This is a genomic window from Coprococcus sp. HPP0074 (assembly GCF_964238105.1).
Lineage (GTDB): Bacteria > Bacillota > Clostridia > Lachnospirales > Lachnospiraceae > Faecalimonas > Faecalimonas umbilicata.
This window is the reverse complement of record NZ_CAXSKS010000001.1, coordinates 243,157-261,130: the sequence shown is the minus strand read 5'-3', so window position 1 is coordinate 261,130 and position 17,974 is coordinate 243,157. Positions and strand designations below refer to the sequence as shown.

The window sequence follows — 17,974 nt, the reverse complement described above, 5'->3', positions numbered from 1 at the left end:
TGGAGAACTGATGAAACGAAAAATAGTAACCGGATGTCTGATCTTCTTTTGTTTCCTGCTTCAGACAACCATCTTTCAGACACTTGCACTTGCTTCCATCGCACCGAACTTAATGATCATTCTTACAGCTTCATTCGGATTTATGCGAGGGAAAAAGTCGGGAATGTTTGTTGGATTTTTCTGTGGATTGTTCATGGATGTTTTTTCAGGAAATCTGATTGGATTTTATGCACTGCTCTATATGGTGATCGGATATCTCAACGGATTTTTTCGACGATTATTTTATGCAGAAGATATTAAACTTCCACTGATCCTGATTTCCGGAAGTGAATTTGTCTATGGGATGTTAATCTATCTTCTCCTATTTTTACTTCGAAGCCGATTTGATTTCCCTTATTATCTCGGAAATGTCATTTTGCCTGAGTTGATCTATACTATACTTGTAACATTAATATTGTATCCGATCATTCTGACCTTGAATCGAAGATTGGAAGCAGAAGAAAAAAGGAGTGCTGGAAAATTTGTTTAATCGTATCAAAGAATGGATCATGGAAATTATAAAATCTCGTCTGTTCGTAACAGTGATTGCCTTTTGTGTTCTGTTTGCAATTTTGATCCAAAGAGTTTTTTATCTGCAGATTGTAAAAGGACAGTATTATCTGGATAATTATAAACTTCAGATTCGGAAAACAAGAGAAGTTCCCGGGACAAGAGGAAACATTTATGACCGGAATGGAGAATTGCTCGCCTACAATGAATTGGCATATTCTGTTACGATTGAGGACAACGGCGATTACTCTTCCATGACACTCAAAGAAAAAAATAAAATTATAAATGAAACGGTCGAAGAAGTGATTGACATTGTAGAGTCAAACGGTGATACCGTTATCAGTGATTTTGGAATCATTTTAAATGCTTCAGGAAATTATGAATTTGCGGCACAAAATGAGACGTCCAAGCTTAGGTTCCTTGCGGATATTTATGGTTATCAGACAATTGATGAACTGACAGACAAAGAGGAAAATGCCAGTGCCGATGACATTATAAATTATCTATGTGAAGATGAGCGTTATGGATATGGAATCGATCAATCTTCCATGGAAAAGTCTCGTATTTTAAAAATGGTCAACATCCGTTATGCCATCAGTCTCAACAGTTTCCAGAAATACATTCCGACAACCATCGCATCGAATGTCAGCGATGAGACGGTAGCTGAAATTATGGAAAACTCTGACAGACTGCAAGGAGTCAATATTGCAGAGGATTCTCTCAGACGTTATACGGACAGTAAATATTTTGCTTCATTGATCGGATATACCGGTAAGATTTCCCAAGAAGAATACAATGAGAAAAAGGAAAGCTCCAAAGAATATACATTGACTGATATTGTTGGAAAATCCGGATTAGAACAGACCATGGATGAAGAACTGCAAGGGACAAAAGGAAAAGAAATTGTCTATGTGGACAGTGTCGGGAATGTAATTGAGACAGAGAAAAAAACTGATGCCGTTGCCGGGAACGATCTCTATCTGACAATTGATAAAAATCTTCAAGAGGCAACCTATCAGATCATTGAAGAAAAACTTGCTGGAATTCTCGTGTCACGCATTCAAAATATCATGAATTATGATCCGGCTTCCGCAGGAGACTCCAGCAAGATCATCATACCGATTGATGATGTTTATCATGCGCTATTTGCAAATGAAGTGATCGACACAAAACATTTTTCATCGACAGATGCAAAAGAGACAGAAAAAAAGGTGGAAGCTCTTGTCGCGGAAAAGAAAGCTTCCTGCATTGCGGAAGTTATGTCCCAACTCCGGGATCCAGCGGCTGCTTCTTACAAATCACTTTCCAAAGAAATGCAGGCATATATGAATTATATTGCAGACGATCTTCTGATGGACCAGGCAGGAATCCTATCTTCCGATGCGATAGATACAAGCGATAAAACCTATATCGCATGGACAAAAGATGAAACCATCAGCCTTTACGAATATCTGAACTATGCGATATCCAAAAACTGGATAAATCTTTCAGAGATTCCGCAGGCAGAAACTGAGCAGGAGAAATATTCGGATCTCAATGAAATTTACGGGCAGATTTTAACTTACCTCGAGCAAACGCTTCCGTCGGACAGCACATTCGAAAAGCTTGTTTATCGCTATATGATCAAAGCGAATGAACTGAAGGGCAAAGATATTTGCAGAATTTTATACGAACAGAATGTAATTGCCTTTGACGAAGGGCAATATCAGGGACTGGAAAGCGGTCAGATTGACCCATATAGTTTTCTTGTCGGGAAAATCAGTTCTCTTGAAATTACACCAGCCCAACTTGCACTGGAACCTTGTTCCGGTTCTGCAGTTGTGACCGATGTAAATACCGGGGAGGTGCTTGCATGTGTATCCTATCCGGGCTATGATAATAATAGACTGGCCAATACAATGGATTCTGCTTACTATAATAAGCTTGCAAATGATCTCTCCAGTCCTTTTTATAATACTGCTACTCAGGAGCGGACTGCACCGGGATCTACGTATAAAATGTTGACATCCGTTGCAGCTTTGACAGAAGGAATCATTACACCATCTGATGGAGTTGTATGTGAAGGAATATTTGAGAAAGTATTTCCAAATCCAAAGTGCTGGATTTCGCCGGGAGCTCATGGTTGGCTTGACGTCACAGGCGCTCTTCAGCACTCTTGTAATATTTTCTATTATGAAATGGGATATGAGTTGGGAGTGACAGAATCAGGGGATAAAAAGGGAGAGGATGGAAAGCCTGCGAAAACGTATTCCAGTGATCTCGGTATTGACAAACTGACAAAATATGCAGAGATGTTTGGGTTAAATGAAAAGTCCGGATTAGAAATTTCAGAATCGAAACCTCAGATTTCCGATACAGACTCCGTACTTTCTGCTATTGGTCAGGGAACAAACAACTATACGACAAGCCAGCTCGCACGCTATGTAACAGCTGTTGCAAACCGTGGAAAAGTCTTTCAGCTTTCCCTTCTCGACAAGACTGTGGATAAAAAAGGAAATGTTGTAAAAGACTATCAACCGGAACTGAGAAATGAAATTACCGAAGTTTCAGACAGCACCTGGAATGCAGTGCAACAGGGAATGGAAGATATGGTATCAACAACTGGAACATTTGATTCTCTCCGCCTGGAAGGTTTTCAGATGGCAGGCAAGACCGGTACGGCTCAGCAGAGTGAGACCCATCCGGATCATGCACTGTTTGTCGGCTATGCCCCAAGCGAAAATCCGGAAATTGCCGTGAGCGTAAGAATTGCCAATGGCTATAATTCTAGTTACACAGCAGAAATTGGAAGAGATATTGTAAAATATAAATATCATCTTGGAGATACGGAAGATATCGTCACAGGAAGCGCCAGCATGCTTGGTGTTGCCGGTGCCGGAGATTAAAATACAAAAGACAAAAAAGAAATGAAATGGAGGAATTTTGTATGGGTGAAGTAATTGTAATCACATCTGGCAAAGGCGGTGTCGGAAAGACAACAACAACGGCTAATATCGGAGTCGGACTTGCACAGATGGGGAAAAAAGTGATTGTGATCGATACTGACTTAGGACTTCGCAATCTCGATGTTGTGCTAGGTCTTGAAAATCGGATTGTTTACAATCTGGTCGATGTCATTACGGGAAGCTGCAGGCTAAAACAGGCGCTGATCAAGGACAAGCGCTATCCGGAATTATACTTGCTTCCATCGGCACAGACAAAAGATAAGTCAGCGGTAACTCCGGAACAGATGAAAAAGCTGACAGCAGAACTAAAAGAATTGTTTGATTATGTTATCCTCGACTGTCCGGCAGGAATTGAACAAGGATTTCAAAATGCAATCGCGGGAGCGGACCGTGCAGTTGTCGTCACAACACCAGAAGTCTCTGCAATCCGTGATGCAGATCGAATCATTGGTCTTTTGGAGCAAGGAGGAATTGCCCAGTCCGAGCTGATCATCAATCGACTTAGAATGGATATGGTAAAAAGAGGAGAGATGATGTCCGTGGAAGATGTGACAGAAATCCTTGGAATACGCCTGATCGGTGTCATTCCTGATGATGAACAAGTTGTAATCGGTACAAATCAGGGAGAGCCTGTCATTAGTCTAAGTTCCAAAGCAGGCGCGGCATATAAAAATATTTGTAAAAGGCTGACTGGAGAAGAAGTCCCTTTCTTGAATTTTGAAAAGCAGGATGGATTGTTTTCAAGACTGACAAAAGTATTCAAAAAGTAACAGGGAGGGAATCAGATGCAGAAATTTGGATGGAAAAAGAAACGTACTTCGGTAACGATTGCAAAAGAACGACTGCGGTTGATCTTGTCGTCTGACCGCGTAAACAGTACCCCGGAATATATGGAACGGATCGCAGAGGAATTATTTCTGACCGTCTCAAAATATATCGAAATTACACCCGAAAACTTTACTGTTCAAATTACACAATCTGATATACATATTCAATTAGCAGGAGAGAAAAAGTGAAATTTTTAAAACGATATCATTTGAAAAATTTTAACTTCATACTGGTGACTTTTGTCACAGCACTTTCGATTATCGGAATCATGGCCGTTGGAAGTGCACAGAAATCTATGCAAGGCAAACAGATCTTCGGAGTGATTCTTGGTCTGCTTGTAATGCTTTTGTTTTCTGTCATCGACTACAAATGGATCTTGCGGTTTTACTGGATTTTGTATGCTGTCAATCTGATTCTACTTCTGCTTGTTCATTTTTTTGGAGCAGAGGCAAACAACGCAGTCAGATGGCTTGATTTTGGATTTATCCGGTTTCAGCCTTCTGATCCAACAAAGATTCTGATGATTTTATTCTTTGCTCAATTTTTAACGAAACATAGAAAAAAATTAAATCATCCGGTCATGATCATGGAAGCAATTGCTTTGATCCTTCCCTCTTTGTATTTGATTTACAAGCAGCCGAACTTGTCTACCACCATTTGCCTTGCAGCGCTGTTTTGTGTCCTCTTGTATCTGGGTGGACTTAGCTATAAGTTTATCGGCACTGTGTTGGCGGTTGTGATTCCAGTCTGTCTGATCTTTTTAAGTCTTGTTGTACATTCCAATGTACCGTTCTTAAAAGACTATCAACGGCAGAGAATCCTTGCATGGCTGGAACCGCAGAAATATGCCTCTTCCACAGCATATCAACAGATGAATTCTATTATGGCAATCGGGTCTGGGCAACTGAAAGGGAAGGGGTATGACAACAATACAACAACATCTGTGAAAAACGGAAACTTTATTTCAGAGCCTCAGACAGATTTTATCTTCGCAATTATTGGGGAAGAACTTGGATTTATTGGATGCTGTATTGTAATTATTTTATTATTGTTAATTATTGTCCAATGTATTATAATCGGATTAAGAGCGCAGGATCTTGCAGGACAGATCATCTGCGGGGGGGTAGCCGCACTGATAGGAATACAGAGTTTTATCAACATCAGTGTGGCGACCGGAATTTTTCCGAACACAGGTATTTCATTACCTTTTGTAAGCTATGGACTTTCTTCCATAGTCAGCCTGTTCAGCGGAATAGGGGTTGTATTAAATGTAGGATTACAACCGAAAAAATACCAATAGGAGAGTGAGCACACGATGAGAATAGGATTAATAGCACATGATGCTAAGAAGATGTTAATGCAGAATTTCTGTATTGCATACAGAGGAATTTTAAGTAAACATGAATTATATGCAACAGGAACAACAGGACGCCTGATCGAGGAAGTGACCAACCTTTCTATTCATAAATATCTGGCAGGTCCACTTGGAGGTTCTCAGCAGATGGGAGCACAGATCGATCAGAATCAAATAGATGCAGTAATTTTCCTAAGGGATCCTCTTGCTCCAAAATCCAATGAGCCAAATGTCAATGATGTTGTGCGCCTCTGTGATATGCATAACATTCCAATGGCGACCAATGTAGCAACTGCAGAAGTATTAATCTTAGCGATCGACAGAGGAGATTTAGAGTGGCGTGAGATGTACAGATAGAAGAAAGAGATTTTTCTTTGGAAGTTTTCTTTTGATTGGTATGTTTCTCATAGCAGGATGCGCAAAAAAAGAATCCATCATTGCCATCTATGAGAAATCAGAATACAATCGGGATTTATATCGTGCAGATTTGTATGCAGAAAATCTCTGTGTGGCGGTGGAAAATATCGAACTTCCAGGTTATACGACAGACCAGCAATTACATGCTGCCGGACTGTTTGGTGTAAATCAGGAACAGGTGCTCTATGCACAGAATCTTCATAACAAACTTTATCCGGCAAGCACAACAAAGGTACTGACTGCTTATGTTGCTTTGAAATATGGAAATCTGTCAGATATTGTGACTGTGAGCCGACGTGCAGTGACCTTTGATGTGGATGCCTCTGTCTGTGGACTGCAAGAAAATGACCAGATTACGATGGAAGCACTCCTCTATGGGTTATTACTTCATTCCGGAAATGATAATGCCATTGCAATTGCAGAGCATATTTCTGGCAGTGTGGAAGCTTTTGTAGAGTTAATGAATGAAGAGGCGAGAAAACTCGGCGCAACAAACACACACTTTACAAATCCACATGGATTGCATGAAGCAGATCATTATACTACAGCATATGATCTGTATTTGATTTTTAATGAATGTATGAAAAATGAGACATTTTTGACGATGATTTCACAGTCATCCTATGCTGCAACAGTACAGAATCCTACTTCTGGAACAAGACAGCTGACATGGACACCGTCCCATTTTTATGCGCAAGGTCTCGCAATTCCTCCACAGAATGCAGTGATTGTAGGTGGAAAGACAGGAACAGAAGATTTGGCAGGATCCTGCCTGATTCTTTTAGAAAAGGACCTTTCAGGAAATCCTTATATTTCTATTGTAATGGGAGCACCTGACAAAACGGTTCTTTATAATGATATGACTTCGCTGATTTCAGCGATTCCGGCTTCTTAGTGTGCCGCTGCATGTCTGATGCGGCAGCACACTTTTTAAAATTTAAATATACACAGTTACATGTACAAATATTCCATGTGCTGTTAAGACTCTGAGATCTCGTTGATTCGTCCAAAGAGACTGATCAAATAAAGGCCACAAAGACCGATGACTGTGTAGATGATACGTGACAGCCACGACAAATCCCCTAACAGAAAAGCAACGAGGTCGAATTTAAAAATACCAACAAGCAACCAGTTAACAGCACCTATGATTACAAGTGTCAATGCTGTATTATCAAACCATTTCATGTGAATTCCTCCTTTTTTAAGATAATAATAGAATTGCCATGAAATGAGAATTTATACGTTAAAGGAAAAACTATGGAAACACAAAGTTACTATAATAAATATTCTGAATACTTAAAGAAAAAATATGGAACAAAGGTTTATAAACTTCCCATCAATCTTCCAATCACTTGTCCAAACAGGATTAATGGCGGTGGATGCACCTTCTGTGCGGAAGTCGGCACCGGATTTGAAAGCCTTTCCAATCAAAAAACTGTCACACAGCAGTTGAACGAAAATAAAGCATTTATTTCTAAAAAGTATAAGGCAGAGAAATTTATTGCCTATTTTCAAAATTATACAAATACCTTTATGCCGCTTTCTGATTTTCAAAATTATATGAAAGAAGCTGCCAGCCAAAGGGATATTATAGAAATTTCTATTTCTACAAGGCCGGACTGTATCCGTAAAGATTATATGGAAGTATTGAAACAGATCAAGGAAACTTATTCTGTGGAAATTACGTTGGAATTAGGATTGCAGACGGTCAATTATCATACATTGGATGACATTCAGAGAGGTCATGGTCTTGCGGAATATTTAGATGCGGTCCGCTGTATTCAGATGTATGATTTTACAATCTGCACCCATGTGATTTTAAATCTTCCGGGAGATACGCGAAGAGATGCTATTGAAACTGCAAAAATCTTATCTGCCCTTCGCATACCGATTGTAAAGATTCATTCTCTTTATATTGCAAAAAATACTTTGTTGTGCAATGCGTATGAAAATGGTACAATAGCGGTGTGCTCAAAAGAAGAATACTTACAGAGACTTGCTGATTTCTTAGAATATCTTTCACCTGACATTGTAGTAGAAAGACTGTTCAGCAGGGTTCCGGAAGAAGATGCTGTATTTTCCAACTGGGGAACTAGCTGGTGGAAGCTTCAGGAAGAATTTGAGCAGGAAATGCAGAGACGAAACAGCAGGCAGGGCATACGATGCAGCTACCTAAATGGTGCTGCACTTCAGAAATTATAGTAGGAGGTCATATTTTTGGCACAACAAGACAAGTTTATCGATTTAAACGCATACAAAACAAAAAAGAAAATTCCTTTCAATGTCGGAATCATCATTTTTGGAATCATTTTCTTTTATCTGATTGTTACAATTATTCTGTACCTAACTTCCCCTCATATTACTTCCTATGAAGTAAGAGAAGGAAGCATTTTGAATGATTATGAATATACGGGGCTTGCGATTCGTGAAGAAATGATCGTGGAGTCTGAAGGAGACGGCTATATCAATTATTATACTTCTGAAGGGAGTAAGGTATCCGCAGCTTCCAATGTATATACATTGAGCAATGAAAAGATGGAACACACAGAGGTATCTGGAGATGCCGCAGCTGTGGAACTCTCTGAAGGAGATCTGAACCAGATTGTATTAAAGACACAGAAATTTAATGAAACATTTCAGGACGAACAGTTTCATAACACTTACAATCTCCGCACAAATATCGACAGTGTGATGCTTGGAATCCAAAATCAAACTCGCATCAACGAATTGGATTCCATTATCGCTTCCGGAAATTCTGCCGGATTAAGATTATGCGCATCACCAAGAGACGGTATTATCATATACTCTGTAGATGGGCTGGAAGGCATTACAAAAGATACGCTTACATCAGATTTACTCAATAAAACAGATTATCAGAAGACAGAACTGCTGAACAATCAAAAGATTACTGCGGGTTCTCCTGCCTATAAGCTTGTGACAAGTGAGAAATGGTCTGTGGCCATCGAAATAGATAAAGAGTTCTCAGCAGAACTCTCTGAGATGAACTCTGTCAAAGTTCGTTTTCTAAAGGACGATGAATATCTGTGGGCCAATGTCAGTGTCGTAAGTAAGGATGACCATTATTATGGTATTCTTTCCTTTAACAATTCGATGGTGCGTTATGCAGAAGAGCGTTATCTGGATCTTGAATTGATTCTGGAAGATGAAACCGGATTGAAGATTCCTAAAACGGCTAAAGTAGAAAAGGAGTTCTTTTTGGTGCCGGAGGAATATGTAACCGTCGGCGGCAACAGCAAAGAAGCTGGTGTCATCAGGAAAAAACGCAATGGATCTACAGAATTTGTAAAAGCAACTGTCTATGCACAAAAAGATGGAAAAAGCTATATTGCCTCTGAAGAATTGAAAAAGGGAGATACACTGCTGTGTGAGGACAGCAATGATACAATGGCGTTGAACGAAAAAGGAACTTTAGAAGGGGTTTACAATATTAATCGTGGATATGCTGTCTTTCGGCAGATTAATATTCTTGCAGAAAGTGAAGAATATTATATTGTAGAAGAAAATACGTCGTATGGGCTGACAAATTATGATCGCATTGCGCTGGATGGCAAAGGAATAAAAGAGGACGAAGTTGTGTTCCGGTAAGCCCCGGAGCACATTCGTAATAAATCAAATGATAAAACAGCAAAAGACGAGGAGTGAAGAATATGCTGGAAAAAAATTTGAAATCTATACAGGACAAGGTGAAAGATGCCTGCAAAAGAAGTGGTAGACATCCGGAAGATGTTACATTGATTGCAGTGAGCAAAACGAAGCCGGTTTCGATGCTGCAGGAAATTTATGACCTTGGTATCCGGCAGTTCGGCGAGAACAAAGTACAGGAACTCACTGACAAATATGAAAAACTTCCAAAAGATATTTCATGGCATATGATCGGCCATCTTCAAAGAAATAAAGTTAAGTATCTGATTGGAAAAACAACACTGATTCATTCCGTTGATTCTCTTAGACTTGCAGAAGCAATCGAGGCAGAAGCAGCAAAAAAGAACTGTTTGGTGGATGTCTTGATTGAAGTTAATGTCGCCGGTGAAGAGAGCAAGTTTGGCATTTCGCCAGAAGAAGTGCTTCCATTGGTCGAACAAATCGCCCGTTTTCGTCATATAAAGATTAAAGGCTTGATGACGATTGCTCCATTTGTCGAAAATCCAGAAGAAAATCGTATACATTTTGCCAATTTAAGAAAATTATCTGTTGACATTGCGGCAAAAAACATTGATAATGTTAGTATGCGTATTCTTTCAATGGGTATGACAAATGACTATGAAGTCGCGATAGAAGAAGGTGCCACCATGGTTCGTGTCGGCACTGGTATTTTTGGTGAAAGAAACTATAATATAACAAACGAATGATAGGAGTGTAACTATGGGAGTATTTGACAAGTTTTTGGACATTATGAAACTGAGTGACGAAGATGATTATGAGGATGATTTCTTCGATGATGAAGTAGATGAATATCCGGAAAAGACAAGCAAAAATCCATTTAAAAAAGAAAAAGAAGAGTATGATGATTTTGATATGCAGGAAAAGTCAAAAAGCACTTCAAAATCTACAAATAAAGTAACTCCAATGCGTCCGAGTGGACAGAGAAGAGCGCCAGGAATGGAAGTATGTGTAATTCGTCCGACATCTGTTGATGATGCACGCGCAATTACAGAATCTCTTTTAAGCGGACGTACTGTTATCCTGAATTTAGAGGGACTTGATCTGGAGGTTGCACAGAGAATTATCGACTTTATTTCCGGTGCAGCATTTGCGATCAATGGAAATCTTCAGAAGATATCTACTTACATCTTCCTCGTAACACCTACCAATGTAGATATTTCCGGAGATTTACAGGATTTGCTGAATACTTCTTTTGACATGCCGTCCATCAACACAAGATTCTAGGAGTACTATGCAAAAAGAAGAAGAATTATTAAGAAAAAGACTGATTGAGTTATCAAAGATTGCATATCATCGCAATTTTATTACTTACACAGATTTTCTAAATCTTAATGAACTGAATATTTTACATACGTTGCCAAAAGATACTCTGTACACTCCGTACAGAACTTTTGGCGGCTATGCTTCTTCAGAGCGTCAGATTGCAGCATTTCTTCCTGATGCTCTTTGTTTACGTTCAGAGATAGAAGATCTTGCATATCCGATGGGAATTATACATATCCTGCCGCGCAGTCAAAAGTTCTCCGAGCAGCTATCTCACAGAGATTATTTGGGAGCACTTCTGAGTCTTGGAATTGAGCGTTCAAAAATCGGAGATATTATCGTAGAAGAGCAAGGTGCGTTTGTATTTGTCTCAGACAAACTTTTATCCTATGTGTGTAAAGAAATGACACAGATACGTCGGACTCAGGTGATTGTTTGTGAAGAATCTTTTTCTGAGTTTCACTATACACAAAAGTATGAAAAAATTACAGGTACAGTAGCTTCTGTAAGACTGGATACCCTTCTTTCTCTTGCATTTTCATCTTCCAGAAGCCGCCTCAGTCCATTGATCGAGGCTGGAAAGGTGTTTGTCAATGGTAAACTTATTTCATCTAATGGATATAATGTGAAAGAAGATGATGTGATCTCTGTTCGCGGCTATGGTAAGTTCATCTATCGAAAAGTAATTTCCCAGACAAAAAAGGGGAGGCTTCTCGTGGAAATTCACAAATTGATTTAAAGGAGAAACGATAGAATATGAAAAAGAAACGATTTCTATGGTATTTAGGTGGTTTAGTTGCACTGGTTTTTGGAATTGTACTTGACCAGTGGACAAAGTTTCTTGCGACCACATACCTGAAGGGAAAAGAAGATATTGTTCTGATCAAAAATGTATTTTGTCTTCATTATCTGGAAAATAGAGGAGCGGCATTCGGAATTTTTCAAGGACAGAAAACATTTTTTATTATTACCACCTTGCTGTTACTTTCCGCAGCACTTTACTTTTATATCCGATTACCGTATACAAAGCGTTTTGCTGCGTTTCGCATCTGCACGGTTCTTGTGGCGGCTGGTGGAATCGGAAATATGATCGATAGACTCTGCAACAATTATGTGACAGATTTTTTCTATTTTGAATTGATTGATTTTCCAGTTTTCAATGTCGCAGATATTTATGTAGTTTTGGCAATGTGTCTGTTCTGCTATCTGGCGTTTTTCTATCTTAAAGAGGAAGATTATCAATATTTTACCTTCCGTGGGAAAAAGTCAGTGCAGGATCCAGAAGAACAGGAGTAAATTATGGAAGAAAGACGATATACCGCAGAGAGAAATGATCTGATGCGAATTGATAAATTTTTATCCGAAAAACTTCCAGATCTTTCTCGCTCTTATCTCCAAAAGCTGATCAAAGAAAAAGAAGTTCTTGTAAATGGGCAACCGGTAAAAGCAAACTATAAGCTTTCTTTGGAAGATCATATTTCAGTGACGATTCCAGAATTGAAAGAACCTGATATTCTTCCAGAACAGATTCCGCTTGATATTCTCTATGAAGATGAAGATATCCTTGTTGTGAATAAACCAAAAGGAATGGTCGTTCATCCTTCTGCAGGACATTATAGTGGAACTTTAGTCAATGCACTGATGTTTCATTGCAAAGATCAACTCTCTGGGATCAATGGCGTAATGCGCCCGGGAATTGTGCATCGTATTGACATGGATACAACTGGTTCTCTGGTTGTCTGCAAAAATGATTTTGCACATCAGTCGCTGGCTGAGCAGTTAAAAGACCATACGATTACACGGAAATATCATGCGATTGTTCACGGAGTGTTAAAGGAGGACAATGGTACTATTGATGCTCCCATCGGCAGACATCCTGTTGAGCGAAAGAAAATGAGTGTAAACTATAAGAATGGAAAGCATGCTGTCACGCACTATCGGGTATTAAAGCGTTTTGAAAAATTTACGTATGTAGAATGTCAGTTGGAGACGGGAAGAACACACCAGATTCGGGTACACATGGCAAGTATTCGTCATCCTCTTCTTGGAGATGCTATCTATGGTCCGGCAAAATCTCCAATGAAGCTTCAAGGGCAGACACTTCATGCAAAAATTCTCGGCATTATCCACCCACGTACTAGTCAGTATATGGAATTTAATGCAGAATTGCCAGATTATTTCAAACACCTGCTGGAAATTTTGTAAAGTTGTGTACATTTCATCAGATTTGATGTATAATATGTTATATATCAAATCTGATTCTCAGATGGATTTACATAAAGGAGTGTGACAGTTATGACAAAAACAAACACAATTATTACAATCGGAAGACAGTTTGGAAGCGGTGGACATGAAATCGGTACAAAGCTTGCAGAATATTACGGAATTAAACTGTATGACAAAGAGATGCTCGCAGTTGCAGCAAAAGAGAGCGGTATCTGCAAAGAACTCTTTGAATCACAAGATGAAAAGCCTACAAATAGCTTCCTCTACTCCTTGGTGATGGATACTTACTCTATGGGCTATCCTGCCGGTGGATATTCGGATATGCCGCTGAATCATAAAGTTTTTCTTGCTCAGTTTGACGCAATTAAAAAAATTGCAGATGAAGGACCTTGTGTGTTGGTCGGACGCTGTGCAGACTATGCATTGGAAGAGTATGATAATTGTGTGAATGTGTTTATTCATGCAGATTTGAATGCCCGGATCAGGCGTGTCGCAAGACTTTATGATCTGACAGATGCAAAGGCGAAAGACATGATCTTAAAAACAGATAGGAAACGTGCAAACTATTATAATTACTATTCTAATAAAAAATGGTCTGATGTAGACAGCTATGATTTATGTATTTCCAGTTCCGATCTTGGAGTGGACGGCGCTGTTGAAATAATCAAATCTTATATTGCAGCAAAAGAAGCATTGACGAAAGCTCCTCAGTTATAGCAGAGCCATCCGATCTTAGTTGATTGAAAAAGAGGCAGGACTTGTACAACACAAGATTCTGCCTCTTTCTATTTTATATACGTTTATTCGGATGAAAATTAACGTTTTTGTAATATTCTTTCCGGCCATCCATTGATCTTTCCGTTTAAAATTGCAGTAAACATACGCTCTTTTGCTCCTGTATGTTCTTGATTTAACTGCCTTACAAGTTCTTTGGCATATTGCCTCTTTGTATGTCCATCTACCGGACACTTACTTTTGACTACCGGAAGATCATATTTATTCTTAAATCCAATCACATCCATCTCGTCGACAAACATCATTGGTCGAATCACAGTCAGATCCATCCGGTCAAGATAAGTCTTTGGAGAGAATGAATGAAAACGTCCTTCAAAAATAAGGGAGAGTAGCATAGTTTCAATAATGTCATCTTTATGATGTGCGTATGCAACTTTATTGCATCCCATATCTTTGACAGCATCGTTTAAGGCACCTTTTCGCATCTTTGCACAGAGAGAACATGGGTTTGATTCTTTTCGTTCCTCAAAAAGGATGTGAGCAATATCCGTCCGGACAATCTTATAAGGTACCTCAAGCTGGGCACAAAGTTTTTCGATTGGCTCCAGATGAAATTCCTCATATCCGAGATCTACAGTAATTGCACTCAATTCAAATTTTTTAGGATAAAATCGTTTCAATCCATGAAGTGCATAGAGGAGTGTCAGACTGTCTTTCCCTCCGGAGATACCAACTGCAATATGGTCTCCCTCTTCAATCATTTGATACTCATCCACGGCTTTTCTCGTATAACTTAGCAGCTGCTGTAATTTCATATGTATATTCCTTTCTCGTTATTCTCTATCGATTCATTCAATATCTTATCTGATTTCCTTTTTCCTGACAAGAGAAAACTTGATTATTTTAAATAAAGAAGCTAATATAAAAGGAAATAGTCATAAAAATTGGAGGGAAAAATATATGAAATTTATAGTACAGCGTGTATTAGAATCATCTGTTTCTGTTGATGGAGAAACAATTGGAAAAATTGGAAAAGGATATATGGTGTTGATTGGTGTCGGCAATGAAGATACAAAAGAGATTGCAGATAAAATGATCAAAAAAATGGTTGGTCTTCGGATTTTTGAGGATGAGAACGGTAAGACAAATCTTTCTCTTGCAGATGTAAAAGGATCCCTTTTGCTGATTTCTCAGTTTACACTCTATGCCAACTGCCGGAAAGGAAACCGTCCAAGTTTTATTGAAGCCGGAGCACCGGACAAAGCAGAGCAGTTGTATGAATATATTATTTCAGAATGCCAGAAACAAGTCCCGATAGTAGAACGAGGAAAATTTGGCGCTGATATGAAAGTTCAGCTAATCAATGATGGACCATTTACAATCATACTTGATTCAGAAAAATTATAAAGCAGAAGAGGAACACAGGGCATTGCACCGTTATTGATATAGTAACTGTGGCGATGCCCATTGCTTTCCTAAGTGGTTCAGCAAAAGGAGAGTGGGTCTCTCTATAACTGTAGAGTACTATTCTTCCCGCAATTTTACTGCAGAAGCTGCTTGTCTGCGCCTGCTTTCATCGATTGCTGCATAATGTTTCTTTGTTGTATTGACATCTTTATGCCCTAGAACATCAGCTACGAGATAAATATCACCGGTTTCTTTATATAAAGAGGTACCGTAAGTGCTTCGAAGTTTATGAGGTGTAATCTTTTTATTTGGTGTCACTTGCTTTGCATATTTTTTGACCATATTTTCCACTGCCTGTACCCCCATTCGCTTTCGCTGGGTAGAGAGGAAGAGGGCATTTTCATGATCTGGCAGGGGAGTAATATTTTTTCTTGTCAGTTCCAGGTAATCTCTAAGAGCTTTTTCGACTTCCCTTCCAAAATAGACAACCATTTCGTTTCCACCTTTTCTTGTAACTTTGACCCCATTATTTTTGAAATCAACATCATTGATATCCAGCCCAACACATTCTGAAACACGGATTCCTGTTCCGAGCAGGAGAGTAATGATCGCTAGATCCCGATATTTTGTTTTTTCATAATAAACTTTCTTTTGTCCTGTCAGCTGACTTCCGCATGTTTCTATATAATCAAGCAGAATTGCGACTTCATCAGTATCCAAACGTATGATCGCTTTTTCGTGGAGTTTTGGCATGTCTACGAGCAATGTCGGATTTTTCTCAATTGCCTGTCGTTTAAAGAAATATCCGTAGAAGCTTCTGAGTGCAGACATTTTTCTCGCAAGCCCTTGTTCGCTGTTTGTGATCTGTTTGTTTTCAGAAGATTCGTATACTTTCAGATATTCTAAATATTCTTCAATATCTACTGAACTTAACTGATCGAGATCTTCAAGGGTGAATTGTGTTGTGGAGCGATCGCGATACAGAGGATTGCATTCCACCAAAAAGTAGAAAAATGTTCGGATGTCATAAGCATAAGAAATTCTTGTTTTTGCAGAAGTTGTTGGTTCCATTGCGCGAAAATAATCTTTTGCAAAGGCAGGAAGTGTTGTCAGAATTTCCCTCAGCCGTAAAGTATCTTCAATAAAAGTCTGTTCGTGATAAGTTTTTATATCTTTTGCCATAGAAAAATACCTCCTTAAAATAGTTACGAATTAACCTGATTTTGTAGGTAATTATAGCATAAGTAGACTTTTTAGTCTATATCTTTTGGAAAAATCGGTATTTGTCGTATAGATTAACTTCTCTTTTAGAAAGGCAGTTTTCTGCCTTTCAATGGATTTTTATTGTTTTGAAAAGAATCTCTCTCACATTACTTCCGGTACAGAATCATAATAAATGATTAATAGATAATCTCCCGCACATAAATCATTTAGCCACATCCCATTCAATTTCTTTACTTCCTTAATGTATCTGGCAATTGTCTTTTTATCAGAATCTTTTGCATAAGTGTCTGCAAGACTCTGTAAAGTGTCACCTTTCTGAATCTGAATACTTTTATAATACTTCCCAACAACAGGTTCTTCAGATGCATTTCCATGTGCATTGGTAAACAAAATGCTGCCAACTGCGCTGATATAAAATGCTGCTAAAATTGAAAAAACAGAAACAATACATCTCCTTCTCATCGCTCGTTGTTTCCTGATCTTCACTGCATATGCTCTGTGCTTACTCATCTCTCCCACTTCCTCTTTCTCTTTCTGAAATCATAACGCTGTCTATTCGCTTTTTCGAACAAATGTTGCGAACAAATGTTCTTTACGCAGATTATATAACACGAACAAACGTTTGTCAATAAGGTGAACATACTTTCTAAACATTTGTTTGCTTTTTCCTTTTTCATATGATAAAATAATTGCAGAATACAAAAGGGAGGCTTTTTTATGCCACTAGGAAAGATCAGTAAAAAACAAGAAGAAATTTTAGAGTATATTAAATCGGAATTATTATCAAAAGGATATCCACCGGCAGTCCGTGAGATCTGCGAAGCAGTCCATTTGAAATCTACCTCTTCTGTTCACTCTCATCTGGAGACATTGGAGAAAAATGGTTATATTCGCCGAGACCCAACAAAACCGCGTGCAATCGAGATCATGGATGATACGTTTAATCTTACACGAAGAGAGGTCGTGAATGTGCCTGTTATCGGTCGTGTTGCTGCCGGAGCACCAATTCTTGCGGAAGAGAATATTGAAAATTATTTTCCAATCCCGATGGAATTTATGCCAAATGAAAAAACATTCCTTCTTTCTGTCAAAGGAGAAAGTATGATCAATGCGGGAATTTTAGATGGAGATTATGTACTTATTAAACAGCAGTCAAATGCTGAGAATGGAGATATGGTTGTTGCACTCGTTGAGGATGGCGCAACGGTAAAGCGATTTTTTAAAGAAGAAGGCGTTTATCGACTTCAGCCGGAGAATGATTTTATGGATCCAATCATTGTAGAAAGTGTAGAAATTCTCGGAAAAGTAATCGGTGTATTCCGATTTATGAAATAGCGAAAAT

At 38.8% G+C, this 17,974-nt stretch carries 21 protein-coding genes; 17 read left to right on the top strand and 4 right to left on the bottom strand.

The annotated features are described in order from the left end of the window. The first annotated feature begins 10 nt into the window (after window positions 1–10). From mreD to ACESPO_RS01230, 7 genes are read left to right on the top strand one after another with little or no spacing between them, the layout of a single operon-like run. Window positions 11–529: a rod shape-determining protein MreD gene (gene mreD, locus ACESPO_RS01260; protein WP_008975729.1), complete on the top strand. Its 519-nt coding sequence runs from the start codon at window positions 11–13 to the stop codon at window positions 527–529. Continuing rightward, entirely contained in the window at window positions 522–3,434 is a 2,913-nt protein-coding gene (locus ACESPO_RS01255) for a penicillin-binding transpeptidase domain-containing protein (RefSeq protein ID WP_499788352.1), read from the top strand. Before mreD ends, ACESPO_RS01255 begins: the two co-directional genes overlap by 8 nt. A gap of 41 nt (window positions 3,435–3,475) precedes the next feature. Continuing rightward, window positions 3,476–4,264 carry a septum site-determining protein MinD gene (gene minD, locus ACESPO_RS01250; protein ID WP_008975726.1) on the top strand — a complete coding sequence of 263 codons (789 nt, stop codon included), beginning with the start codon at window positions 3,476–3,478 and terminating at the stop codon, window positions 4,262–4,264. Between the two features lie 15 nt (window positions 4,265–4,279). Beyond that, the gene (gene minE, locus ACESPO_RS01245; RefSeq protein WP_008975725.1) at window positions 4,280–4,510 is read left to right on the top strand and encodes a cell division topological specificity factor MinE; all 231 of its coding nucleotides are present in this window, start codon (window positions 4,280–4,282) and stop codon (window positions 4,508–4,510) included. After that, window positions 4,507–5,622: an FtsW/RodA/SpoVE family cell cycle protein gene (locus ACESPO_RS01240; RefSeq protein WP_009261851.1), complete on the top strand. Its 1,116-nt coding sequence runs from the start codon at window positions 4,507–4,509 to the stop codon at window positions 5,620–5,622. Before minE ends, ACESPO_RS01240 begins: the two co-directional genes overlap by 4 nt. 15 nt (window positions 5,623–5,637) lie before the next feature. Continuing rightward, window positions 5,638–6,033, top strand: a complete 396-nt coding sequence (locus tag ACESPO_RS01235; protein ID WP_008975723.1) for a methylglyoxal synthase — start codon at window positions 5,638–5,640, stop codon at window positions 6,031–6,033. Beyond that, entirely contained in the window at window positions 6,017–6,988 is a 972-nt protein-coding gene (locus ACESPO_RS01230; RefSeq protein ID WP_009261852.1) for a D-alanyl-D-alanine carboxypeptidase family protein, read from the top strand. Before ACESPO_RS01235 ends, ACESPO_RS01230 begins: the two co-directional genes overlap by 17 nt. 83 nt (window positions 6,989–7,071) lie before the next feature. Here the strand turns inward: ACESPO_RS01230 and ACESPO_RS01225 are convergent, their stop codons facing one another. After that, window positions 7,072–7,278, bottom strand: a complete 207-nt coding sequence (locus tag ACESPO_RS01225) for a DUF378 domain-containing protein (protein WP_008975721.1) — start codon at window positions 7,276–7,278, stop codon at window positions 7,072–7,074. A 72-nt stretch (window positions 7,279–7,350) separates the two neighbouring features. Here ACESPO_RS01225 and mnmL point away from each other — a divergent pair, with 72 nt between their 5' ends. From mnmL to ACESPO_RS01185, 8 genes are all read left to right on the top strand, one after another. Further along, entirely contained in the window at window positions 7,351–8,295 is a 945-nt protein-coding gene (mnmL, locus tag ACESPO_RS01220; protein ID WP_009261853.1) for a tRNA modification radical SAM protein MnmL/YtqA, read from the top strand. A 15-nt stretch (window positions 8,296–8,310) separates the two neighbouring features. Then, the gene (locus ACESPO_RS01215; protein WP_120091693.1) at window positions 8,311–9,699 is read left to right on the top strand and encodes a biotin/lipoyl attachment domain-containing protein; all 1,389 of its coding nucleotides are present in this window, start codon (window positions 8,311–8,313) and stop codon (window positions 9,697–9,699) included. 62 nt (window positions 9,700–9,761) lie between these two features. Continuing rightward, window positions 9,762–10,463 carry a YggS family pyridoxal phosphate-dependent enzyme gene (locus tag ACESPO_RS01210; RefSeq protein WP_008975718.1) on the top strand — a complete coding sequence of 234 codons (702 nt, stop codon included), beginning with the start codon at window positions 9,762–9,764 and terminating at the stop codon, window positions 10,461–10,463. Between the two features lie 13 nt (window positions 10,464–10,476). Then, window positions 10,477–11,001 (top strand): cell division protein SepF, encoded by a 525-nt coding sequence (locus ACESPO_RS01205; protein WP_009261855.1) that lies wholly within the window; start codon window positions 10,477–10,479, stop codon window positions 10,999–11,001. A 7-nt stretch (window positions 11,002–11,008) separates the two neighbouring features. Continuing rightward, a complete protein-coding gene (locus ACESPO_RS01200) occupies window positions 11,009–11,779 on the top strand; it encodes a YlmH/Sll1252 family protein (protein ID WP_008975715.1) in 771 nt (256 codons plus the stop codon). Between the two features lie 17 nt (window positions 11,780–11,796). Then, on the top strand, window positions 11,797–12,336 hold the full coding sequence (lspA, locus tag ACESPO_RS01195; protein WP_499788351.1) for a signal peptidase II: 540 nt from the start codon (window positions 11,797–11,799) through the stop codon (window positions 12,334–12,336). A gap of 3 nt (window positions 12,337–12,339) precedes the next feature. After that, a complete protein-coding gene (locus tag ACESPO_RS01190; protein WP_317344301.1) occupies window positions 12,340–13,245 on the top strand; it encodes an RluA family pseudouridine synthase in 906 nt (301 codons plus the stop codon). A 90-nt stretch (window positions 13,246–13,335) separates the two neighbouring features. Further along, complete coding sequence (locus ACESPO_RS01185; protein WP_499788350.1) at window positions 13,336–13,983, top strand: cytidylate kinase-like family protein; 648 nt, start codon at window positions 13,336–13,338, stop codon at window positions 13,981–13,983. Window positions 13,984–14,081: 98 nt separating this feature from the next. Here the strand turns inward: ACESPO_RS01185 and ACESPO_RS01180 are convergent, their stop codons facing one another. Continuing rightward, a complete protein-coding gene (locus tag ACESPO_RS01180) occupies window positions 14,082–14,816 on the bottom strand; it encodes a tRNA 2-thiocytidine(32) synthetase TtcA (protein ID WP_009261858.1) in 735 nt (244 codons plus the stop codon). Window positions 14,817–14,961: 145 nt separating this feature from the next. On the opposite strand from ACESPO_RS01180, the gene dtd reads away from it, so the two are divergent. Continuing rightward, window positions 14,962–15,408, top strand: coding sequence for a D-aminoacyl-tRNA deacylase (gene dtd / locus ACESPO_RS01175; protein ID WP_008975710.1), 447 nt, complete (start codon window positions 14,962–14,964; stop codon window positions 15,406–15,408). A 117-nt stretch (window positions 15,409–15,525) separates the two neighbouring features. Here dtd and ACESPO_RS01170 read toward each other — a convergent pair whose 3' ends face one another. After that, entirely contained in the window at window positions 15,526–16,590 is a 1,065-nt protein-coding gene (locus ACESPO_RS01170) for a tyrosine-type recombinase/integrase (RefSeq protein WP_117576532.1), read from the bottom strand. A 183-nt stretch (window positions 16,591–16,773) separates the two neighbouring features. After that, entirely contained in the window at window positions 16,774–17,142 is a 369-nt protein-coding gene (locus tag ACESPO_RS01165) for a hypothetical protein (RefSeq protein ID WP_016438944.1), read from the bottom strand. A gap of 207 nt (window positions 17,143–17,349) precedes the next feature. Here ACESPO_RS01165 and lexA point away from each other — a divergent pair, with 207 nt between their 5' ends. After that, on the top strand, window positions 17,350–17,967 hold the full coding sequence (gene lexA / locus ACESPO_RS01160; protein ID WP_008975707.1) for a transcriptional repressor LexA: 618 nt from the start codon (window positions 17,350–17,352) through the stop codon (window positions 17,965–17,967). The last annotated feature ends 7 nt before the right edge of the window (window positions 17,968–17,974 follow it).